General features: G+C 71.4%; 20 protein-coding genes and 1 pseudogene. 14 read left to right on the top strand and 7 right to left on the bottom strand.

Annotated features, from left to right (window positions below; translation table 11 throughout):
• The 4 genes and pseudogenes from JNK30_RS04945 to puuE form a co-directional block, all read right to left on the bottom strand.
• Positions 1-557: pseudogene (locus JNK30_RS04945) on the bottom strand (hypothetical protein); the annotation flags it as partial.
• Positions 558-1,046, bottom strand: a complete 489-nt coding sequence (gene uraD, locus JNK30_RS04940) for a 2-oxo-4-hydroxy-4-carboxy-5-ureidoimidazoline decarboxylase (protein WP_293480748.1) — start codon at positions 1,044-1,046, stop codon at positions 558-560.
• A complete protein-coding gene (locus tag JNK30_RS04935) occupies positions 1,043-1,852 on the bottom strand; it encodes a dienelactone hydrolase family protein (RefSeq protein ID WP_293480746.1) in 810 nt (269 codons plus the stop codon). Before JNK30_RS04935 ends, uraD begins: the two co-directional genes overlap by 4 nt.
• 4 nt (positions 1,853-1,856) lie before the next feature.
• Positions 1,857-2,768 (bottom strand): allantoinase PuuE, encoded by a 912-nt coding sequence (puuE, locus tag JNK30_RS04930; RefSeq protein WP_293480744.1) that lies wholly within the window; start codon positions 2,766-2,768, stop codon positions 1,857-1,859.
• Between the two features lie 108 nt (positions 2,769-2,876).
• Here puuE and uraH point away from each other — a divergent pair, with 108 nt between their 5' ends.
• From uraH to JNK30_RS04865, 13 genes are all read left to right on the top strand, one after another.
• Complete coding sequence (uraH, locus tag JNK30_RS04925) at positions 2,877-3,218, top strand: hydroxyisourate hydrolase (RefSeq protein ID WP_293480742.1); 342 nt, start codon at positions 2,877-2,879, stop codon at positions 3,216-3,218.
• Between the two features lies 1 nt (position 3,219).
• Positions 3,220-4,650, top strand: a complete 1,431-nt coding sequence (xdhA, locus tag JNK30_RS04920; RefSeq protein WP_293480740.1) for a xanthine dehydrogenase small subunit — start codon at positions 3,220-3,222, stop codon at positions 4,648-4,650.
• A 48-nt stretch (positions 4,651-4,698) separates the two neighbouring features.
• On the top strand, positions 4,699-7,011 hold the full coding sequence (gene xdhB / locus JNK30_RS04915) for a xanthine dehydrogenase molybdopterin binding subunit (protein ID WP_293480738.1): 2,313 nt from the start codon (positions 4,699-4,701) through the stop codon (positions 7,009-7,011).
• The gene (xdhC, locus tag JNK30_RS04910; protein WP_293480736.1) at positions 7,004-7,948 is read left to right on the top strand and encodes a xanthine dehydrogenase accessory protein XdhC; all 945 of its coding nucleotides are present in this window, start codon (positions 7,004-7,006) and stop codon (positions 7,946-7,948) included. Before xdhB ends, xdhC begins: the two co-directional genes overlap by 8 nt.
• Positions 7,948-9,129, top strand: coding sequence for a urate hydroxylase PuuD (locus tag JNK30_RS04905; protein WP_367118730.1), 1,182 nt, complete (start codon positions 7,948-7,950; stop codon positions 9,127-9,129). The genes xdhC and JNK30_RS04905 overlap by 1 nt, the downstream gene beginning before the upstream one ends.
• A 9-nt stretch (positions 9,130-9,138) precedes the next feature.
• Complete coding sequence (locus tag JNK30_RS04900; RefSeq protein ID WP_293480732.1) at positions 9,139-9,627, top strand: ureidoglycolate lyase; 489 nt, start codon at positions 9,139-9,141, stop codon at positions 9,625-9,627.
• Positions 9,624-10,931 carry a guanine deaminase gene (gene guaD, locus JNK30_RS04895; protein ID WP_293480730.1) on the top strand — a complete coding sequence of 436 codons (1,308 nt, stop codon included), beginning with the start codon at positions 9,624-9,626 and terminating at the stop codon, positions 10,929-10,931. Before JNK30_RS04900 ends, guaD begins: the two co-directional genes overlap by 4 nt.
• Before the next feature lie 57 nt (positions 10,932-10,988).
• Positions 10,989-12,017 carry a purine nucleoside permease gene (locus tag JNK30_RS04890; protein WP_293480728.1) on the top strand — a complete coding sequence of 343 codons (1,029 nt, stop codon included), beginning with the start codon at positions 10,989-10,991 and terminating at the stop codon, positions 12,015-12,017.
• Complete coding sequence (locus JNK30_RS04885) at positions 12,014-13,342, top strand: NCS2 family permease (protein WP_293480726.1); 1,329 nt, start codon at positions 12,014-12,016, stop codon at positions 13,340-13,342. Before JNK30_RS04890 ends, JNK30_RS04885 begins: the two co-directional genes overlap by 4 nt.
• Positions 13,343-13,485: 143 nt before the next feature.
• Positions 13,486-14,949 carry an MFS transporter gene (locus tag JNK30_RS04880; RefSeq protein WP_293480724.1) on the top strand — a complete coding sequence of 488 codons (1,464 nt, stop codon included), beginning with the start codon at positions 13,486-13,488 and terminating at the stop codon, positions 14,947-14,949.
• A 124-nt stretch (positions 14,950-15,073) separates the two neighbouring features.
• The gene (locus tag JNK30_RS04875) at positions 15,074-15,382 is read left to right on the top strand and encodes a hypothetical protein (protein WP_293480722.1); all 309 of its coding nucleotides are present in this window, start codon (positions 15,074-15,076) and stop codon (positions 15,380-15,382) included.
• A 212-nt stretch (positions 15,383-15,594) separates the two neighbouring features.
• Positions 15,595-17,604, top strand: a complete 2,010-nt coding sequence (locus JNK30_RS04870) for an elongation factor G (RefSeq protein ID WP_293480720.1) — start codon at positions 15,595-15,597, stop codon at positions 17,602-17,604.
• A gap of 67 nt (positions 17,605-17,671) precedes the next feature.
• Positions 17,672-18,046, top strand: coding sequence for a VOC family protein (locus tag JNK30_RS04865; RefSeq protein WP_293480719.1), 375 nt, complete (start codon positions 17,672-17,674; stop codon positions 18,044-18,046).
• Here JNK30_RS04865 and JNK30_RS04860 read toward each other — a convergent pair.
• The gene (locus JNK30_RS04860) at positions 18,027-18,674 is read right to left on the bottom strand and encodes a glutathione S-transferase family protein (RefSeq protein WP_293480718.1); all 648 of its coding nucleotides are present in this window, start codon (positions 18,672-18,674) and stop codon (positions 18,027-18,029) included. The two genes, JNK30_RS04865 and JNK30_RS04860, sit on opposite strands and share 20 nt — an antisense overlap.
• A 73-nt stretch (positions 18,675-18,747) precedes the next feature.
• Positions 18,748-19,365: a DUF2306 domain-containing protein gene (locus JNK30_RS04855; protein WP_293480716.1), complete on the bottom strand. Its 618-nt coding sequence runs from the start codon at positions 19,363-19,365 to the stop codon at positions 18,748-18,750.
• A 151-nt stretch (positions 19,366-19,516) separates the two neighbouring features.
• On the opposite strand from JNK30_RS04855, the gene JNK30_RS04850 reads away from it, so the two are divergent.
• Positions 19,517-20,269, top strand: a complete 753-nt coding sequence (locus tag JNK30_RS04850) for a LytTR family DNA-binding domain-containing protein (protein WP_293480715.1) — start codon at positions 19,517-19,519, stop codon at positions 20,267-20,269.
• A gap of 82 nt (positions 20,270-20,351) precedes the next feature.
• Here JNK30_RS04850 and JNK30_RS04845 read toward each other — a convergent pair whose 3' ends face one another.
• Positions 20,352-22,091: a PAS domain-containing protein gene (locus JNK30_RS04845; protein ID WP_293480714.1), complete on the bottom strand. Its 1,740-nt coding sequence runs from the start codon at positions 22,089-22,091 to the stop codon at positions 20,352-20,354.
• Between the last annotated feature and the right edge of the window lie 100 nt (positions 22,092-22,191).

Here is a 22,191-nt window from a genome sequence, read left to right as displayed (position 1 = left end):
CCGCCCCAGCCCATGGCGAGCAGATCGATGACCTCGGCGTCGGCCACCTTCGACCAGTCGGGGTCGACGCGGCCCCAGACGCGCAGGCGCGCCACGCCGCCGTCGGGGAAGATGTGCAGCCGCACGTGCGTGGCCGGCCGGGCGTGATCGACCGCGAACCACTGCCGGTCGTTCCCGTTGAGCGCCAGCCGCGGCGTCACCTTGACCCACCCCGCGGCCTCGTCCGGCACGGCCTGGTCCGACACGCACACCTCCAGCTCGGCGCCCGGCGGGTAGTTGCCGGTGAAGTGCCGGGTGTCGATCTCGAAGCCGGCGATGATCCCGGGAACGCCCAGCTTCACCACGCACCAGTCGTGGCCCGGCGTGCGCTTGCGGCGGCTCTCCCAGCCGTCCATCCACTTGCCGTTCTCGTCGTACTTGCCGGGGATGAACACCGGCTCCGTCGGCGAGATCAGGCGGGCCTTGTCGGCGAAGAAGTCGTCGGTGGCGTACACCACTTCAGAGCCCAGCCGCGGCTGGGCCAGGTCGACGAAACTGCGGCGGATGTCTTCGAACATTCAGGCGCTCTCGAGGAGGTCGGCAAGGCGGAAGCGGGCGATGCGATGGATCTGGGCGATGGCGGTGGCGAACTCCGCGTCCGGATCGTTCGCCAGCCGGGCCTCGAACGCCGCCAGGATCTCCGCCCGGCCCGCGCCCTTCACGGCGTAGATGAAGGGAAAGCCGAAGCGGGCGTCGTACGCGCCGTTGAGGCGCTGGAAGGCCGCGAACTCCTCCGGGCTGCAGGCGTCCAGGCCCGCGCCCGCCTGCTCGCGCACCGACGCCTCGGCCATCTTCGCGCGGCTGGCCAGCTGCGGATGGGCGCGGATCAAGGCCAGCCTGGCTTCGCGCGGCGCGGCGTCCACCACGGCGGCCATCGCGGCCGCCAGGCCCTCGAGGTCGTCCGGCGGATTCGGCCACACCCCCTCGGCGACCCAGGGCGAGGCCTCGTAGACCGGCCCGAAGCGCGCGACGAACGCCTCGCGCGACAATGCCGACGGCCGGGTCACGGGGCGATCTTCCCGAACGCCGCGCGGAATACGTCGACCACCCGCGCCCGCGCCGCCTCGGCGGCCGCGCGATCGAACTCGAACCGCACCTCGCCGCCCTTGCCGTTGTGGGCGTAGGGGTCGTGGACGGTCTTGGCCGGCATGTCCCTGTCGAAGGCATGGGTCGCGCCCGGATGGACCACCAGCTCCACATGCGTCCGATCGGCGGGATCGAGGCCCGCCAGGAAGCCTTCACAGACCTCCGGCGTATCGTAGGCGTCGGCCGCGCCCGCGTGGATCAGCACCGGGGCGCCGGTCAGGCCGCGCAGCTCGTGGCCGGGCGCGCGGTTGTAGCTCCACAGCACCGGGTAGAAGGCCGCGTGGGCCGCGAAGCCCAGGCCCGGCTCGGCCAGCGCGTCGGCGTAGCGGCGGGTGGCGGAGAGGACGCTGACCACCCCGCCCCACGAGAAGCCCATGATGGCGATCCGCCGCGGGTCCACCTCGGGCTGGCGGGCCAGGAACGAGAGCGCCGCGAAGGCGTCCGGCAGGGTCTCGGGCACGGTCTTCGGCCGTCCCGGCGCGCCGCGCACGGTCCCGCGGGCCGACCACATGTCGAGTTCCAGGGTCGCGAACCCCGCCGCCTGCAGCGCCTGGGCGTGGAAGCGCCCGCGCGCGTCGACGCCGTCCGAGCCGTGGCAGATGACCACCGCCGGAACCCGCGCCGGCGGCGTGGCGCCGTCGCCCAGTGGCGCGTCCAGTCGCCCCGCGACGGTCAGCGGCGGGTCGGCGCGGGTCTCGAAGGCGACGTAGCAGGTCCGGAAATCCATGCGCCTATCCTGCGTACGGATGGACCTCGCGCCAATGGCGCGCGATCTCGATTCGGCGGGCGAACCAGACGTCCGGATGGTCCAGCGCGTAGCGGAGGAACCGCTCCAGCCCCGCCATCTTGCCCGGCCGCCCGACGATGCGGGCATGCAGCCCGACGCTCATCATCTTCGGGCGCTCGGCGCCTTCCGCATAGAGGACGTCGAACGCGTCCTTGAGGTACGAGAAGAACTGCTCGCCGGTGTTCAGGCCCGTGCCGGAAAAGCGCATGTCGTTGGCTTCCAGCGTGTACGGCACGATCAGGTGCGGCCGGGCCCCAACCCTCGTCCAGAACGGAAGATCGTCGGAATAGTCGTCGGCGTCGTAGAGGAACCCGCCCTCCTCGGCGACGAGCCTGCGGGTGTTGGGGCTGGTCCGGCCGGTGTACCAGCCCAGCGGCCGCTCGCCCGTCAGCCGCCGGTGGATCTCGATGGCCCGGGCCATGTGCTCGCGCTCGACGGCCTCGTCGATGTCCTGGTAGCTGACCCAGCGCCATCCGTGGCTGGCGATCTCGTGGCCGGCTTCCAGCATGGCCTCGACGACGGCGGGGTTGCGCTCCATGGCCATGGCGACCCCGAACACGGTGACCGGCACGCCGTATCGCTCGAACAGGCGCAGCAGCCGCCAGACCCCGGCCCGGCTGCCGTATTCGTAGATCTGCTCCATGCTCATGTGGCGCGCGCCCGGGACGGGCGCGGGGTTGATCATGTCGGACAGGAAGGTCTCGGCGCCCGCATCGCCGTGCAGCACCGAGTTCTCGCCCCCCTCCTCGTAGTTCAGCACCAGCTGGACCGCGACCCGCGCTCCGCCGGGCCACTTCGCGTGCGGCGGGTCCTTCCCGTAGCCGATGAGGTCGCGCGGATAGGACGTCTCGGGCATGGATGATCGCTTAGCAGGCTTCACCGGGCGTGCAGCCTCGCAATCCCGCGGCGCAGTTGCAATTCGCCGCCCGTGCGCGGATTTTGGACGGCCGACCACGGAACTCAAATGAGCGGCCTGACCACCCACGTTCTGGACACCATGCATGGACGGCCCGCCGCCGGAATGTCCCTTCGCCTCCTGCGCGGCGACAGGGTGCTGACGGACGCGGTGACCAACCTGGACGGACGACTCGACGGACCGCTGCTTGCCGGACCTGACCTGGAACCGGGCGGCTATCGTCTCGAGTTCCGCGTGGGCGAGTATTTCCGCGATATGGGCGCACCGCTTCCCGAGCCCTCGTTCCTCGAGACGGTGGTCATCGACTTCAACGTCACCGAGACCGGCGGGCACTATCACGTCCCGTTGCTGGTCAGCCCCTTCGCCTACTCCACCTACCGGGGCAGCTAGGATGGCGCGGCCGATCCGCTTCCTGCTCGACGGCGCGGTGCACGAGCTCCCGGCCGACACGGACCCCACCCTTACCGTCCTGAATCTGCTGCGCTATCACCTGCGCCGCACCGGCACGAAGGAGGGCTGCGCCGAGGGGGACTGCGGCGCCTGCACCGTGGTCCTGGGCGAGCTCGAGGACGGCCGGGTCCGCTTCCGCGCCGTGAACGCCTGCATCCTCTTCGCCCCGATGCTGGACGGCCGGGCGCTCTTCACCGTGGAAAGCCTCGGGCGCGAGGGCTCGCTGCATCCGGTGCAACAGGCCATGGTCGACTCGCACGCCAGCCAGTGCGGCTTCTGCACGCCCGGGTTCGTGATGAGCCTCTATGCCCTGCAGCGCGAGGGCGCGCCCGCCGACACCCCGTCCCTGAAGGACGCCCTGGCGGGAAACCTCTGCCGCTGCACCGGCTACGGACCGATCCTGGCCGCCGGTCAGGCCATGGGGCGGACGCCCGAGCCGGACATCGCCGACGCCCTCGCCGCGATCCGGCCGGCCGAAAGCCTCGCGCTGGAGCACGGGGCCCGCCGGTTCTACGCGCCACGCTCGGCGGACGAACTGGCGGCGGTGCTGGAGGCCAACCCGGACGCCACGGTTCTCGCCGGCGGCACGGACGTGGGCCTGTGGGTCACCAAGCAGCGGCGCGTCCTGCCCACCGTGGTTTCGCTCAACGAGTGCGCCGACCTGAAGCGGATCGAGGACCTGGGCGATGCCGTCCGGATCGGCGCGGCGGCGCGCTACGCCGACGCCCACGCCGCGCTGGCGTCGCTTCACCCGGCGTTCGACGGCCTGCTGCGCCGCCTGGGGGGCCTGCAGGTCCGCAACCTCGGGACCGTCTGCGGAAACATCGCCAACGGCTCGCCGATCGGCGACATGCCGCCCGCCCTGATCGCGGCCGGCGCGACGCTCGTCCTTCGCCGGGGGTCGGCGCGGCGCGAACTGCCGCTGGAGGCCTACTTCCTCGACTACGGCCGGCAGGACCGGCGACCGGGCGAGTTCGTAGAGGCGGTGACGGTCCCGAAGCCGCCGCCGGGCCGGGTCGTCCATATCGCCAAGCTTTCCAAGCGCTTCGACCAGGACATTTCCGCGGTATGCCTCGGTCTCTCGGTGGGCCTGCAGGCCGGTCAGGTCACCGACGCGCGGATCGCCTTCGGCGGCATGGCCGCGACGCCGAAGCGCGCGCCACGGGCCGAGGCCGCCCTCGCCGGCCGGGCCTGGACCGCCGCGACGGTCGAGACCGCCGCCGAGGTCCTCGCGGACGACTTCACGCCCATCACCGACATGCGCGCCTCGGCCGGCTACCGCCTGGAAGCCGCCCGCAACCTGCTGCGGCGCGCGTTCGTCGAAGCGGCCGGCGGCGATCGCCTCCAGGACCTGGAGGCCGTTTCCGCGTGAGGGGCTCTCGCCACAACGGGCCGCCGACGTCGGTCCCTGGAGGCGGCGATGGCTGACTCCGGCGCCGCCCGCCCCAGCCCGGTGCTGCACGCGCCGATCGGCCACGACAGCGCCCCCCGCCATGTCTCCGGCGAGGCGCTCTACATCGACGACATCCCCGAGCCGCCCGGCCTGCTCCACCTGGCCGTGGGGCAGAGCGCGCGGGCCCATGCGCGCGTGACCCGGCTGGACCTGTCGGCCGTCCGCGCCGCGCCCGGGGTCGTGGCGGTGCTGACCCCGGCGGACGTCCCGGGGAAGAACGACATAAGCCCCTTCGCCGGCGACGATCCCCTGTTCGCCGAGGGCGAGGTGAAGTTCGTCGGCCAGGCCCTGTTCTGCGTCGCCGCCGAAACGCTTCCGAAGGCGCGGGCGGCCGCAGCCCTCGCCGTCGTCGACTACGAGGACCTCCCCGCGTGGCTCACGGCCGACGCCGCGGTTGCGGCCGGATCGCTGATCGAGCCGACCCAGACCATGCGCCTGGGCGACGCCGCGGCCGCCCTTGAGGCTGCACCGCACGTCCTTTCGGGTCGTCTGCAGGTGGGCGGGCAGGAGCACTTCTACCTCGAAGGCCAGGTCGCCCTGGTCATCCCGGGCGAGGGCGCGGACCTCCACGTGTGGACCTCGACCCAGCATCCGACCGAGACCCAGCACATCCTGGCCCGCGTGCTGGGCTGCCCCGATGCGGCGATCACCGTCGAGGTGCGGCGGATGGGCGGCGCCTTCGGCGGCAAGGAGACCCAGTCGGTCCAGTGGGCGGCCATGGCGGCGCTGGCGGCCCGTGTCACCCGTCGTCCCGCGAAGATCCGCCTCGACCGCGACGACGACATGGTCATGACCGGCAAGCGCCACGACTTCGAGATCGACTGGTCGGTGGGCTTCGACGGGCAAGGCCGCCTGCAGGGCGCCCGGTTCGAGTTCGCCTCGCGCTGCGGGTTCTCGGCCGACCTGTCGCACGCGATCAACGACCGGGCGATGTTCCACGCCGACAACGCCTATGCCCTGCCCGCCGCCGAGATCGTCTCGCATCGCGCCCGCACGCACACGGTGTCGAACACCGCCTTCCGCGGCTTCGGCGGCCCGCAGGGGATGATGGCCATCGAACGCGCCCTGGACGCGGTGGCGCTGTCGCTGGGCCAGGACCCGCTGGATGTGCGCCTCGCCAACCTCTACGGCGTGGCCGGCGACCTGACGCCGTACGGCCAGACGGTGACGGACGCCGTGATCGACCCGATCATGCGCGAACTCGCCGAGTCGTGCGGCTACCGCGCACGCCGCGCGGCGGTGAGGGCCTGGAACGCCGGCCATCCGCACCTGAAGCGGGGTCTCGCGCTGACGCCGGTGAAGTTCGGCATCTCGTTCACCACCACCCACCTGAACCAGGCCGGCGCCCTGGTCCACGTCTACACCGACGGCTCGATCCACCTGAACCACGGCGGGACCGAGATGGGCCAGGGGCTGAACATCAAGGTCGCCCAGGTGGTCGCCGACGCCTTTCAGGTCCCTCTCGCGTCGGTGCGCATCACCTCGACGCGGACCGACAAGGTGCCGAACACCTCGGCCACAGCCGCCTCTTCGGGCAGCGACCTTAACGGCATGGCCGCGCTCGACGCCTGCGAGCAGATCAAGGCGCGCCTGTCCGGCTGGGCGCGTTCGAACTTCGGCCACGACCCGGTCTTCACGCCCGACGGCGTCCAGGTCGGGCGCGAGCTGCTCTCGTTCCGCGACTTCGTGAACCAGGCCTACGTGGCCCGCATCTCGCTCTCGGCCGCCGGGTACTACCGGACCCCGGACATCCGCTACGACCGCGTCAACCACAAGGGCCGGCCGTTCTACTACTTCGCCTACGGCGCCGCCTGCTCCGAGGTCGCGATCGACACCCTGACGGGCGAGAACCGGGTGACCCGCGTGGACATCCTCCACGACGTGGGCCGGTCCTTGAACCCGGCCATCGACCTCGGCCAGATCGAGGGCGGCTTCGTCCAGGGCATGGGCTGGCTCACGACCGAGGAGCTGGTGTTCGACGGCGCCGGACGGCTCCGCACCCATGCGCCGTCCACCTACAAGATCCCGACTGCCGGCGACCGGCCCGACGCGTTCAACATCGCCATCTGGTCGGGCGGAGAGAACCGCGAGCCGACGATCCATCGCTCGAAGGCCGTGGGCGAGCCGCCGCTGATGCTGGCGATCTCGGTCTTCTCGGCGCTGACCGACGCCGTCGCCAGCGTGGGCGGCCACCGCGTCATGCCCGACCTCGATGCGCCCGCCACGCCCGAGCGCATCCTGGCCGCCGTCGACAATGTCCGGAGGCGCGCCGGTGGCTGAGTGGATCCGCGGCGCGCTCGCCGCCGTCCGGCGCGGCGAGCCGCTCGCCATGGTCACCATCGTCGGCGCGCAGGGCTCGACGCCGCGGGAGACGTTCGCGCGGATGCTGGTCTGGCCCGACCGGTTCACCGGCACGATCGGCGGCGGTTCGCTGGAGCGGCAGGGGCTGGAGCAGGGACGCCGCCTGCTGGCCCAGGACGCCCGCCGTCACGCGCTGCAGGACTATCCCCTGGGCCCGATGCTGGGCCAGTGCTGCGGCGGCCACGTTCGGCTGCTGATCGAGCGGCTGGATGCCGAATGCCTGGGCTGGCTGGAGCCGGCGGCGGCGCGGACGACGCCGTTTGCCTTGACCGCACGCTTTGCGGACGGCGCGATGCAGCGCACGGTCGAGCCTGTGGCGGTCCCCTCGGACAGTCCGCGCACGCCGATCCCGGAGGTCCGCACCATTTCCGAAGCCATCCGCCCCAGGCTCCCCCGTCTCGTGATCTTCGGCGCAGGGCACGTCGGCCAGGCCGTGGCGCGGGCGTTCGCGCCCCTGCCCTTTCACCTGGATTGGCTGGCCAGCCGCGAGGACCTTCGGCCCGAAGCCGGCGGCACGCAGGCCGTGATCCTGTCCGAGGACGAGCTCGAGGCGGCGGTCGAGGCCGCGCCGCCGGACACGCTGTTCGCCATCTTCACCCACAGCCACGAGCTGGACTACCGGCTCGTCCGCGCGGCGCTGCGCAACGGGCGGTTCCGCTACCTGGGCCTCATCGGCTCGGCCACCAAGCGGGCGCGGTTCGAGAGCCGGCTGCGGGCCGACGGCTTCGGCGACGGCGACCTCGCCCGCCTCACCTCGCCCATCGGCATCCCGACGCTGAAGAGCAAGGCGCCCGAGGTGATCGCCGTCAGCGTCGCGGCCCAGTTGCTGCAACTGGTGGAGGAGCCGGCGCCGTGATGGCCGAGCTTGAGGCCTGGACCAATCTCGCGATCCGTTGGCTGCACCTGACGGCCGGCATCGCCTGGATCGGATCGTCGTTCTATTTCATGTGGTTGGACAGCCACCTGAAGAAGCCCGACGACGCGCCGGAAGGCATCGCGGGCGAACTCTGGAGCGTCCACTCCGGAGGCTTCTACCGCCAGATGAAGTTCATGGTGGCGCCGGCCGGCATGCCCGAGGAGCTGCACTGGTTCAAATGGGAGGCCTACACCACCTGGATCTCGGGCTTCCTGCTGCTCGGCCTGATGTTCTACGTGGGGGCGGACCTCAACCTCATCGACCGCACGAAGGCCGACCTCGCGACCTGGCAGGCCGTGGGCCTCGGACTCGCCAGCCTCGTCGTGGGCTGGCTGGCCTACGATGCCCTCTGCCGCTCTCCGATCGGGCAGGACCTTCGTCTTTTCAGTATCTTGTGGTTCCTTCTTCTGACGGCCGCAGCCTACGGCCTGACCCGCGTGTTCGCCGACCGCGGCGGCTTCATGCACGTGGGCGCGATCATCGGCACGGTCATGGCCGCCAACGTCTTCATGGTCATCATTCCGAACCAGCGGAAGGTGGTGGCCCAGGTCCTCGCCGGCGAGACCCCCGATCCGGCGCTGGGCAAGCAGGCCAAGCAGCGCAGCGTCCACAACAACTACATGACCCTGCCGGTGCTGTTCATCATGATCAGCAACCACTATCCGATGATCTACGCCGCGCCGCTGAACTGGCTGTGGCTCGCGGGGCTCGGGATCGCCGGATGGGCCATCCGCCACTTCTTCAACCGCAAGAACGCCGGGCATGTCGAGCCGCAGTGGCTGGCCTACGGCGCGCTCGCCTTCGTCACCGTCGCCGTCCTGAACGCGAGCGCGCGGCCACAGCCGGCGCAGGCCGTGGCCGTTCCCGCGTACGCCGAGGTGCGCGCCATCGTCGACCGCCACTGCGTCGCCTGCCACGCGGCCGCGCCCACCCACCGCGGCGTTCCGGTGGCGCCCAACGGCGCCATGTTCGACACCGCCGAGGGCCTGCAGAAGCACGCCCAGCGCATCTACGAGCGCGCGGTCGCCACCACCTCCATGCCGCAGGGCAACGAGACCGGCATGACGGCCGACGAGCGCGCCCGGCTGGGCGCGTGGATCAAGGCGGGCGCGAAGCTGTGAGCGCTGTGCGTGCGTAGCCTCGCCCCGGAGCCGCTGACCGCCGACGCCTTCGCGCCCTTCGGCGACGTGATCGAGGCGACCGATGCGGCCGAGGCGATGCCCATCAACTACGGCTGGACCACGCGCTTCAACGCCCTCGCCGACGTGGCGGTGGGCGACGGCCGCGCGATCATCAGCATCTTCCGCAGCAAGCCCCTGACGCCACCGGTGCTGAAGGTGTTCGAACGCCACCCGCTGGGCAGCCAGGCCTTCATGCCGCTTTCCGGGCGCCCGTTCCTTGTGGCCGTGGCCCCGCCGGGCGACTTCGATCCGGCGCGCGTGCGCCTGTTCCGCGCGGCGGCGACGCAGGGCGTGAACTACGCCCGCGGGACCTGGCACCACTTCCTGCTGGCCCTCGAGGCCGAGAGCGACTTCCTGGTCGTCGACCGCGAGGGCCCCGGCGACAACCTCGACGAGCTCGAGCTCGCCCCCGCCGACTGGATCGGCGTCGCCCCATGAGCCGCCGGGCGTTCCGCGCCGCCCTTGCGCACATGCTGGACGACCCGTCGCGGACGCCCGCAGCCGAGGCCCTGGCGCACCACCCCGACGGCCTGCTGGTGGTGGAGGACGGCCACGTGGCGGCCTTCGGCGCCTTCGACGAGCTCGCCCCCACCCTTCCCGCCGACATTCCGCTCACCCACCTGCCGGGCTGCTTGATCACCCCCGGCTTCGTCGACGCTCACGTCCACTATCCGCAGGTCGACGTGATCGCGGCGTGGGGGACCCAGCTGCTCGACTGGCTGGAGACCCATACCTTCCCGGCCGAGCAGGCCTTCGCCGACCGCGCCCACGCCGACGCGGTGGCGCAGGTCTTCCTCGATCAGCTCCTGGCCAGCGGGACCACCTCGGCGCTGGCCTTCTGCACCGTCCACAAGGTGTCGGCCGAGGCGCTGTTCGAAGCGGCGCTGTCGCGCAACATGCGGCTCATCGCGGGCAAGGTGCTGATGGACCGCCATGCGCCGGCGGGCCTCACCGACACCGTCGAGACCGGCCGCGCCGACACCGAGGCCCTGATCCGCGCCTGGCACGGTCGGGGCCGTCTGGGCTACGCCGTCACCCCGCGGTTCGCGGTGACCTCCAGCGACGCCCAGCTCGCCATGGCCGGCGAGGTGGCCGCGGCGCACCCCGACGTGCTCGTGCACACGCACTTGCTGGAGAACACCCAGGAGATCGCGCGGGTGGCCGAGCTGTTCCCGGCGGCCCGCGACTACCTCGACGTCTACGACCGGTTCGGCCTGGTCGGGCCCCGCTCGGTGTTCGCCCACTGCGTCCATGCCTCGGACGAGGTGTTCGGCCGGCTCGCCAACGCGGGCGCCGCCGTGGCCTTCTGCCCCTCGTCCAACCTGATGCTGGGCAGCGGCCTCTTCCCGCTGCGCCGCGCCTGCGCCTGCGGCGTGACCACGGCCCTCGGCAGCGACGTCGGCGGCGGAGCCTCGTTCTCGCTGCTGCAGATGATGGGCGAGGCCTACAAGGTGGGCCAGCTGCAGGGCGACAACCTGGACCCTCTGCACGCCTTCTACCTGGCGACACTGGCCGGCGCGCGGGCGCTGCACATCGACGACAGGGTCGGCAACCTCGCTCCCGGGAAGGAGGCCGACTTCGTGGTCATCGACCTCGCCGCCACGCCCCTCCTCGCCCGCCGCGCCGCCCGGGCGCGGTCGCTCGCCGAGACGCTGTTCATGCTGTCGATTCTGGCAGACGACCGCGCCATCGCGCGCACCTACCTGATGGGCGAGCTCTCCCACGCCCGCCCGGGCGCCTGAGGGCTTGCCGCCGTCGCCGCGCGGGGCGACGAATGCGGTCGGTCCGGGGGATTCCTGATGTTTCGCGTGCTTGCGCTGATCGCCGCCCTGCTGGCCCCTGCGGCGGCGCAGGCGGCGGCGATTCCCATCAAGGTGGTGGTCGTCACGGCCTTCGAGCTCGGCGCCGACACGGGCGACGCGGCGGGCGAGCTCCAGCTCTGGATCGAGCGCTATCCCGCGACCGAGGCGATCCGCATCCCTGGCGTCCCGCGGCCCGCCCGGATCACGAAGGACGGTGTCCTGGTGATCAACACGGGCATGTTCGGCCGCGCCCGGACCTCGCTGGCGGCCGTGATCTCGGATCCCCGCTTCGACTTCACCCGGGCCTACTGGCTCATGGCGGGCATCGCCGGCGTCGATCCGCGGACGGGCTCGATCGGCAGCGCCGCCTGGTCCGACTGGGTGGTCGACGCCGATCCGCTCTACGAGATCGACGACCGCGAGATCATCGCCGGCTGGCCCTGGGGCCTGTACGCGCCCAACGCCCGGGACCCCGGCGAGAAGGGCGACGGCGCCGACGCCAGTGGAATGGCCTGGCGGCTCGATCCGGGGCTGACCCGTTGGGCCTATCAGCTCACGCGCAACGTCGAGCTGCCCGACAATCCGAAGCTCGCCGCCGACCGCGCCGGCTATCGCGAGGAGCCCGCGGCCCAGCGGCCGCCGCACGTCTTCGTGGGGGCCAGCCTGGGCACGGTCCGCTTCTGGCATGGCGAGCTGCGGACGCGCTGGGCCCGCGACTGGGTGCGGCTGCAGACCGACGGCCAGGGCGTCTTCGCCATGACCGACGGCGAGGACCAGGCGGTGCTCGACACGCTTGGCCTCTACGCCCGCGACGGGCGGGTCGATCCGCGCCGGGTGCTGATCCTGCGCGCCGCCAGCAACTATTCCCGCCCGCCCGCCGGCAAGCCGAACCGCATCGTCTTCGCCGACGGCGGGCTCGAGGCCGGGGTCGAGGCCGCCTACCGCGTCGGGGCGCCGGTGGTGCGCGCGCTCGTGGCCGGCTGGGACCGCTACGCAGACACCCTGCCCGATGGAGCGCGGCCGTGAGCTTTCTCGAGACGACCTTCCGCCTGCGCGAGAACGGCACGACGGTCCGCACCGAGGCCCTGGCGGGGGCCACGACCTTCCTGACCATGGCCTACATCGTGCTGGTGAACCCGGCGATCCTGTCGACCACCGGGATGCCGGCGGCCGGCGTGGCGGCGGCCACGTGCCTGGCGGCGGGGATCGGCTGCCTGCTGATGGGCTTCCTGGCCAACTATCCGATCGCGCTCGCGCCCGGCATGGGGTTGAACGCCTACTTCGCCTTCACGGTCGTGGGGGCCATGGGCGTCCCGTGGCAGACGGCGCTGGGCCTGGTCTTCGTCTCGGGCGTCCTCTTCTTCCTGCTCACGATCGCCGGGGTGCGACAGCTGATCGTGAGCGCCATCCCGCGGGCCCTGTTCTCGGCCATCGCGGCTGGCATCGGCCTCTTCATCGCGTTCATTGGGCTGCGCGGGGCCGCCCTGGTGGTCGCCAACCCCGCGACTCTCGTGACCCTCGGCGACGTGCACTCGCCGACGGTGCTGCTGGCGCTCCTGGGCCTCGCCATCCTGGCCATCCTGATGGCGCTCAAGGTGCGCGGGGCGATCTTCATCGGCGTCGTCGCCACCGCCGCGCTCGGGTGGGCGCTGGGCCTCGCCGAATGGAAGCCGGCCCCCTACTCGGTCGAGGCCATGACCGGCACGGCGCTCCAGCTCGACATCCCAGGCGCGCTCGGGATCGGCGGCGGCACGCTGGGCCTGGCGCTGCTCGAAATCCTGTTCGTCTTCCTGTTCGTCGACCTGTTCGACAACGTCGGCACCCTGGTCGCCGTCTCGAAGAAGGCCGGTCTGGTGCGGGCGGACGGCACGATCCCGCGCCTCAACCGGATCCTGTTCGCCGACGCCGGCGCGACGGTCGTGGGTTCGCTGGCCGGCACCTCGACGGTGGTCAGTTACATCGAGAGCGCCTCGGGCGTCTCCGCGGGCGGCCGCACCGGCCTCACGGCGGTGATCGTGGGCCTGCTGTTCCTCGCCACCCTGTTCGTCGCGCCCTGGGCCGGCGTGATCCCCGCCGCGGCGACGGCGCCGGCCCTGATCCTGGTCGGGAGCATGATGATGGGGGCCCTCACCGAGATCGATTGGGACGATCCCGTGGTCGCGATCCCCGCGTTCCTGACGCTGATCTCGATCCCGCTGACCTTCTCCATCGCCAACGGCCTCGCCTTCGGCGTCATCGCCTATGCCGTCCTGAAGCTCGCCACGCGCCGCATCGCCCGCGCCGACTGGCTGCTCTTCGCCCTGGCCGCCCTGTTCGTCGCCCGCTTCGTCTACATGGCGGCGGAGGCCTGATCGCAGGCCGGAGGCCGATCCCGCCCGCCGCGCGCCGGTGACGCAACGTCCTCCCCCCTACCCCCAGGCGCCGCGCCCCGCTAACGTCGCGATCCGTTGCGCCGCCGCCGTTCCGCGGAGGCGGCTGGGGGGAGCCTGCATCCATGACCGACACGCCCGCACCCGCGGCCGCGCCCACCTATTCGCCGGGCTACCGCAACGCGGTCCTGGGCCTCCTGGTGCTGGCCTACACCTTCAACTTCATCGACCGGACGATCATCTCGACGATCGCCACCGCGATCAAAGCCGACCTCCAGCTCACCGACCAGCAGCTGGGTTGGCTTTCGGGCCTGTCGTTCGCGCTGCTCTACACCGCCCTCGGCATCCCGATCGCGCGGCTGGCCGAGCGGGCGAACCGGGTGAACATCATCGCCGTGGCCATCGTGGTGTGGTCAGGCTTCACCGCGCTCTGCGGGACGGCCACCAGCTACGTCCAGCTCCTGCTCTATCGGGTGGGCGTGGGCGTCGGCGAGGCGGGCCTGTCGCCGCCCGCCCACTCGCTGATCAGCGACTATTTCGAACCCAAGAAGCGCGCGTCGGCGCTGTCGGTCTACGCCTTCGGCATCCCGCTCGGCACCATGTTCGGCGCCATGGCGGGCGGCTGGATCGCCGAGAACCTGTCGTGGCAGGCGGCCTTCATGATGGTGGGCCTGCCCGGGGTGTTCGTGGCCATCGCCATCAAGCTGGTCGTCAAGGAACCGCCGCGCAACTGGGCCGAGCAGAACCTGGCGGAGGCTCCGGGCGGCGCGGCCGCCCAGCCCTCGCCCCTGCCGTCGCTGGCCGACGACGTCGACAAGCCGCCGTCGATCCTGGCCGTGGCCGGCCGCCTCTTCGGCAGCTGGGGGATGTTCCACATGGTGGCCGGGCTCACCATGGCGAGCTTCGCCGGCTACGCCGTGGGGGCCTACTCGGCGCCCTACTTCATCCGCGAGTTCGGCCTCGGCCTGGCGGTGGTCGGCATGGCCACCGGGCTGGTGGCGGGGCTGTCGAACGGAGCCGGCACCATCGTGGGGGGCTATCTCACCGACTTCGCCAGCAAGCGCAGCCTGCGCTGGTACGCCCTGGTGCCGGCGATCGGCCTCTTCGTGGCCACGCCGCTCTACCTCTACGCCTACACGCGCGACTCCTGGCAGCTCGCGATCCTGCTGCTGCTGATCCCGGGCGTGTTCCACTACACCTACCTGGGCCCCACGTTCGGCGTGGTGCAGAACGCCATGGACACGCGCATGCGCGCCACGGCCATCGCGATCACCCTCTTCGTCGTCAACCTGATCGGCCTGGGCCTGGGCCCGCCCTTCTGCGGCTGGTGCATCGACCAGTTCGCCCAGGCGGCCTTCGCGGCCAAAGGCATGGCCGGCAGCTTCCTTGAGGTGTGCAAGGGCGGAGCGGCGCCGGCAGGCTCGTCGGCCGAGCTCGTGGCCGCCTGCTCGGGCGCCATGGCCGAGGGCACCCGCAACGGCATCCTGGTGAACGTGCTGATCTACGCCTGGGGCGGGCTGCACTACCTCCTCGCCGCCATCACGCTCCCCAAGGACATCGCCCGCGCCACGGCCGCCCGCACGGCCTGACCGTCCACCGACCCCGGCGCGAGCGAATGCAACTTTTGCGACGCGCGCGCCGCGGCGCTATCGAACGCTTAAGGACGCGTGGGGCAGAGTCGGGCCGTTAGTGACCCGCGTATCGGACTCCCTCATGCCCGACGAAATCCGCACGAGCAAAAGGGACCTGGTCGCCCGCGTGGCGACCCTCGAACTGCTGGCGGCCGATCTGATCCACATCCTCTGGCAGGTTTCGCCGCAGGCCATGACCAAGCTCTTGGGGGACGCGCAGCAGGACGTGGAGATCGGCCACACGCGCGTGGCGCTGCCGGTCGGCGAGCACCAGCGCGACCGGCTCTACACCGTGCTCCTGACGCGCCAGCGAATGCTCCGGCGCAAGTCCTCCGACGCAGGCCGCGCGCGGGAGCCGCAGTCCCCGGCCGATGCGGGCGATCGGCACTGACGGGCCGCGCGCTGGCGGCGCCGTGCTCACATTTCCTTGAACGCGCGACCGACGGGCCTTGCCGACCTGAGCCGCGGGCGTAGGGTCTGTCCTCAAGGGCGGCGTGGACCGGCCCGAACCGGTCGGCGACCGCCCATAACCTGCGCTTCAGGCGCTCTCACCTCTCCCGGGCACCGGGCGCCTTGAGCGCCGAAGGTGATGGGAGAATGTCCATGGCAATCCGAGACAAGGGGTCGGTTCGGGCGCTCGCGCTCGTCGGCCCCACGAGCGCCGGCAAGACCGCCCTTCTGGAGGCCCTGCTGGAAGCCGCGACCGGCCAGGCCGTTCGCCCCGGCGAGGTGGGGGATTCCAGCCCCGAGGCCAGGGCCCGCGGTCATTCCGTCGAATTGAACCTCGCCGGGTTCGACTTCATGGGCGACCGCTACGTCGTCGTCGACTGTCCTGGATCCCTGGAATTCTGCGCCGAGATCGATCCGGCCCTGCCGGCCGTGGACCTCGCCATCGTCGTGGCCGAGCCCGACCCCGCCAAGGCGGTGCTGCTGCAGCCGACGCTGCGCGAACTCGAGCGCCTGGGCGTGCCGCACGCCCTCTTCGTGAACAAGATGGATCAGGCTCGGGGAAGCCTGCAGGACCTGTTGGACGCCCTGGCCCCCGTCTCGTCCGCGCCGCTCGTCGCGCGCCAGATCCCGACCTGGAACGGGGACCGCGTGAGCGGCTACATCGATCTCGCCCTCGAGCGCTGCTACGTCTACCAGCCGAAAAAGCCGTCCCAACTCGTCGACATCCCCTCCGACCTCCAGCAGCAGGAGGCCGATGCGCGGTTCCACATGCTGGAGCAGATGGCCGATTTCGACGACGCGCTGATGGAACAGCTGCTGTCGGACGTCACGCCCACGCGGGACCTGGTGTTCGCCGACCTCGTCCAGGAGATGAACGACGGACTGATCGTGCCCGTCTTCTTCGGCTCGGCCCTCAACGGCTTCGGCGTCCGCCGGCTGCTGAAGGCGCTGCGGCACGAGACACCGCCCGCGGAGAAGGCCGCCGACCGCCTCGGGATCACCACCGGCGCTTACGTTCTGAAGACGGCCTACGCCGGCCAGTCCGGCAAGCTCGCCTACGCCCGCGCGTTCGGCGCGAAGCTGTCCGACGGCGCCGACCTCGTGCTGGCCGACGGGGCGCGCAGCCGCGCCGGCGGCCTCAGCCAGGTGCAGGGCTCGGCCCTTCGCAAGGTGGCCGAGGCGCAGATCGGCGACATCGTCGCCATCGGCAAGGTCGAACAGGCCGCCGCCGGGCAGATCCTGTCGACCACGGGCCGCCCCCAGGCGGTGAAGGCCGCCGCGCGCCCGCGTCGTCCGCTGTTCGCCGTCGCGCTCATGGCCAAGAGCCGCAACGACGACGTCCGCCTCTCGAGCGCCCTCAACAAGCTCATCGAGGAGGATACCGGGCTTTCGCTGACGCACGACGCCGAGCAGCGGCAGGTGCTTCTGGCGGGCCAGGGCGAAGGCCATGTGCGGCTCGCCCTCGAGCGGCTGAAGCGGCGCTTCGGGGTCGATATCGACACCGTCCAGCCCCGCACCCCCTACCGCGAGACCCTCGCGCGCGGCACCCAGCAACGCTCGCGCCACAAGAAGCAGTCGGGCGGCCACGGCCAGTTCGCCGACGTCACCATCGAGGTGAAACCCCTCCCCCGCGGTTCAGGCTTCGTCTTCCAGTCGAGGATCGTGGGCGGCGCCGTGCCCAAGCAGTGGGTTCCGGCGGTGGAGATGGGCGTGCGCGACGGACTGGCGAAGGGGCCCAAGGGCTTCCCGGTGACGGACCTCGAGGTGACGCTCGTCGACGGCCAGACCCACAGCGTGGACTCGTCCGAAATGGCGTTCCGCACCGTGGGCCGGCTCGCGATCGAGGAGGCCATGGCCGCGACCGGCACCATCCTCCTGGAGCCGATCGAGAAGCTGACGGTCTATTCGCCCTCGCCCAGCGCCAGCCACGTGACGTCGGCTCTGACGGCCCGCCGCGGCCAGATCCTGGGCCTCGCCCCGCGCGAGGACTGGCGCGGCTGGGAACGCATCGAGGCCTATCTGCCGCAGAGCGAGCGGCAGGACCTGATCGCCGAGCTCCGCGGCCTGACCCAGGGCCTAGGGGCGTTCGAGGCCGACTTCGACCACATGAGCGAACTCCATGGCCGCCTGGCCGAGGAGGCCGCCCAGGGCGCGCGAGCCTAGACCAGCGTCGGGGCCGCCGCCGCTTCCGCGGCTTCGCGGAGGCGGCGGGGCACGATAAGGGGGCCTCATGACCCAGCGCCTCTCGCTCGCCGCCCTGCTCGTCCGCGACTACGACGAGGCGCTCGACTTCTATGTCGGCAAGGTCGGCTTCGAGCTGGTCGAGGACGCCGACATGGGCGGCGGCAAGCGTTGGGTGGTGGTGCGGCCGAAGGGGTCGGACGCCGGCCTGCTGCTGGCGAAGTCCGATCGCGGCGTCGGCGACCAGGCCGGGGGCCGCGTGTTCCTGTTCCTCGAGACGGACGACTTCGGCCGCGACCAGGGAAGGATGGCCGCGGCCGGCGTCAGATTCCTGGAATCCCCCCGCCACGAGCCCTACGGGACCGTGGCGGTCTGGGAGGATCTCTACGGGAACCGGTGGGATCTCATTCAGCCGGCTCGCTAGCCTTCTGCGCGGCGGCGATCAGCGCATCGTCGATCTGGTTGGCGCGGACGGCCGCGGGCCGGGCGAGGTGGCGGGCCGTATAGGCCTCGAACGCGGGACGCTTCTCGATCGTGCCGAAGTCCATTCCCCAGGACAGGTGCGCTGCGATGTAGAGGTCGGCGGCGCTGAAGGCGTTCCCGGCGAGGAAGGCGCGGTCCTGCAGCACGCCCTCCAAGGTGTTCAGCACGTCGGCGGACGAGCCGAACCCGACCATGCCGCGTTGTTCCTCGGGCACCTCGATCTTCATGGCCGCGAACGACGCCATCTGCTCGATGGGGCCGGCGCCGAAGAAGAGCCAGCGGTAGTAAGGCCCGCGGTCGCGGCTTGCGGGGGCCGGGGCCAACCCCGCCTGCGGGAAGGCGTCCGCCAGGTAGGCGCAGATGGCGGCGCACTCGGTGATCACGACGCCGTCGTGAACCACGGTCGGCACCTTTCCCATGGGGTTGATCGCCAGGTACTCCGGTGACTTCGTGGCTCCGGTCTCCCAGGGCAGCACGCGCGTCTCGTAGGGCTGGCCCACCTCCTCCAGCATCCAGCGGATGATGCGGCCGCGTGACATGGGGTTGGTGTAGAAGACGAGACCGGACATGGGAGGCTCCTCAGGATGGGGGAGCGGCCATTGAACACCACGCCTGCTGACAGGCCTATGTCAGCAGGGTCGCTCAGGCCGAGGCGACGCCCGCCAAGAGCGCCCGTCGGCGCATCCAGAGTTCCACCAGGACGAGATTGGGGATCCAGGAGATCCAGGCCGTGAGGCGGTAGATCTCCATGAAGCTCATCCCGAGCGCCTGGCCCATCGGCAGGTAGAGGCGCAGCGTCACGGCGCCGAACGTCATGGCGAACGAGCGGATCATCCACCGGCGATGCTCGTCGAAGCGGCCCGCGCGCGCGAAACGCCAGGCCTGGGTCGTCGCATAGATCCAGCAGACGGCCAGGAGCCCGAAGCCCAGGCCCGCGAACGGCCCCGCCGTCGTGCCGAACGCCATGACCAGGCCCGCGGCGCCGCCGACGAGGCAACCCGTCGCGTAGGTGCGGCCGAGCCAGCGGTGCAGCGTCGCGACACGCCGTACGGCCGGCAGGAACTGGAACATGCCCACGAGCAGCGCCGTCGCCGCGCCGCCGGCATGCAGGACCAGCCAGGGCCGCGCGAAGAGATTGCCCGCGATATCGGGCGAGACGAAGGGCATCCCGGGCGCGAGCAGGCGGTAGGAGAAGATCGCCACGCCCACGCTGAGGAAGGCGGCGAGGCCCCAGGCGGCGGCTTGTGTCGTTCGATTCATGCGGGCTCCATCGGCAGACGCCCGCGAGGTTGCGGGGAACGGCCTCGCCGCCAAGGCGCGAAACCGCGAACGGCGCCGCCGCTTCGCGAACGGTTCCTCCGGCTTCGCAAGTCGTGGCAGACTCGGCGCGAACGAATCCGCCCCGGACGCGATGACGAAGCTGTTCGACCGCCCCTGGATGCGCGTGGCCGCCGATCTCGGCCTCTGGGTCGCCGTCGGCGCGGTGATGGCCGTGCTGGGGCCGTTCGGCTCGTCAGAGCGCTCGCTTCCCGAACGCCTCGTCTACTGGCAGCTCTGCATGGTGGGCGGCGGCGTGATCGGCATCCTGATCGACGCCCAGGTCCGGCGCGCCTGGCCGGGCTTCTGGCCCCGCCTGCTGGCCGTGAGCGCCCTGATGACGCCGCTGGTGACGGGACTGGTGGCGCTGGTGAACCACTGGCTGGTGGGCATGCGCCTCACGCCGGGCAACATCGCCGAGCCCTGGTTCCAGGTCTTCGTGGTCTCGTTCGCCGCCATGTGCCTGCGCCAGCTCGCCTGGGCGGAGCCCCCGCCGCCGACGGTCACGACGGACGCGCCGCGGACGGATCCGGAGGCCGCCTTCCGACAGCGCCTGTCGGCCAAGCGGCGAGAGGCGGCGCTCCTCGCGGTGGAGGCCGAGGACCACTACCTGCGCGTCCATACCGACGCCGGCGACGAGCTGATCACGGCCCGGTTCCGGGACGCCCTGGCCGAGCTGGCCGACGCGCGCGGCTTCCGCACCCATCGGTCCTGGTGGGTGGCGGCGGACGCCATCGCGGACGTGAAGTGGCTGCGAGGCCGGGGCCAGGCCACCCTCAGGTGCGGGCTGAAGGTTCCCATCAGCCGCTCGAACGCGGCGCCCCTCAGGGCGGCTGGGTGGTTCTGAGGCTGCCGACGCGGGACAGTCCCTTCAGCGCGAGTCCCTTTCCACCCGAAGCTTCACTGTGATCTAGCAAGACGCGCCAGGCTCAAGGCCGCACTTCGATCTCCGCGACGAGGCCGGTCGGCTCCCACGTGAACGTCGCGGCCCCGCCGAGCTGGCGCGCCAGGTTGGCGATCAGGCGGGAGCCGAAGCCGGCCCGGGTGGGCTGCGCCACGACGGGACCTCCGGCCTCGGTCCAGGTGAGCTTCCAGTCCCGCCCGCTCCCCGTCCAGCGGATCGAGACGGCGCCCTCAGGCGCCGATAGGGCGCCGTACTTCATGGCGTTGGTGGAGAGCTCGTAGACGATCATGCTGAGCGGCTGCACCTGCTCGGCGGAGAGATAGAGGTCGGGCCCCTCCAGGTGGACGTGCTCGACCCGCGCGCACGCCGCCAGCTCCTGCCGGATCACGTCCTCGAACCGGGCGCCCTCCCAGTTGCTCTTGGCCAGCGAACCCTGCGCCCTGGCGATCGCGTCCACGCGCCCGCTGATGACGGCGCGCAGGTCGTCCGGGCCGCTGGCGTCGGTGAGCCTCACGACGGACTGGATGATCGTGAGCACGTTGCGCGCCCGGTGATCCACCTCTCGCGCCAGGAGCTCTCGAGCCTCCTCGGTCCGCTTCCAGGCGGTGACGTCCACGGACGAGCCGATCAGACCGATCACCTGGCCCGCCTCGTCGCGGAGGGGCTCCTTCGTGGAGAGCCAGATCGTACGCTCGCCCCCCGGACGACTGACCTCCTCCTCGATCTGCTCGCCGACGCCGGTCTCCATGATGCGCCGGTCCGTGGCCATCACCGCGGCGGCCTCCTCGGCCGAGTCCAGGAACTCGGCGTCCGTCTTGCCGATGAAGAACTCGGGCGGCTTGCCGATCAGTTCCGCCGCGCCCCGATTGGCGACGAGCATCGCGCCCCGAAGATCCTTGGCGTAGACGACCCCGGGCAGGGCGCGCGTGAACGTCTCGAGAAGCCGTTGCGCCCTGTCGCGTTCTTCCTGCAGCGCACGGCGTTCCTGCAGGTCGACCAGCACCCCCGGGAACGCGAGAGGCGTCCCGTCTGCGCCATGGTCGACCCGGCCGTTGGCTTCGATCCAGTAGTAGTTCCCGTCCGACCGCCGCACCCGGTACTGGTGAGCGTAGGGTCCGCCGCGCGCGATGGCGGCGGCGATGGCCTCACGGAGACCGGCCTTGTCGTCCGGGTGGACCGTTTCGATCACCTGCTCGAGGTTCAGGCCGTTGTGGACACGCGAAGGGTCGATGCCGAAGGCCAGCGCGAACGGCTCGTCGATCGTGAACCGGTCGGCCACCAGGTCCCAGAACCACGTGCCGATGATCGCGCCCGCGCCAAGGGCAAGTTCCACACGCTCGGCGGCGTCGCGCAGCGCGGCCTGCGTCTCGCGCGCCTCGGTCACGTCGGTGTTGGTGCCGAACCAGTGGACCACCGCGCCTGTCGGGTCGCGGACGGGCTCGGCGCGCGACAGGAACCAGCGGTAGACGCCATCCCACCGGCGCAGGGGAAAGGTGTCCTCCCAAGCGCCCCCTCTGGCCACCGCGGCGCGGAAGCTCCTCGCGACGCGTTCGGCATGATCGGCATGCAGCGCCCGAAAGCCGGACCCCGCCTCTCCGGCGCCGGCTCCGATGTAGTCGTGCCAGCGCCGGTTGAACCAGTACACCTTGCCCTGCGCGTCGGCGATCCAAGCCATCTGCGGGATGTTGTCAGCGAGCTTTTCGAACAGCTCCGGCGGCGGCCCTGGGCGATGGCGTCCCGGCTCGTCGTCTCCGCCCGTGATCATCGCCGATCCCCCACGGACGATCATTGGTCGTGGGGCCGAGACGCGTCAAGCTGGTCCAAGTCCAGAAAGTCTTTGTTTCAGAATGGCTTACATGTCGCCT

Origin of the sequence: Phenylobacterium sp. (assembly GCF_016793225.1) — a bacterium.
In the GTDB taxonomy this organism is placed as follows: Bacteria; Pseudomonadota; Alphaproteobacteria; order Caulobacterales; family Caulobacteraceae; genus Phenylobacterium.
The sequence above is the reverse complement of the archived record's forward strand: the minus strand, read 5'-3'. Positions and strand labels throughout refer to the sequence as shown.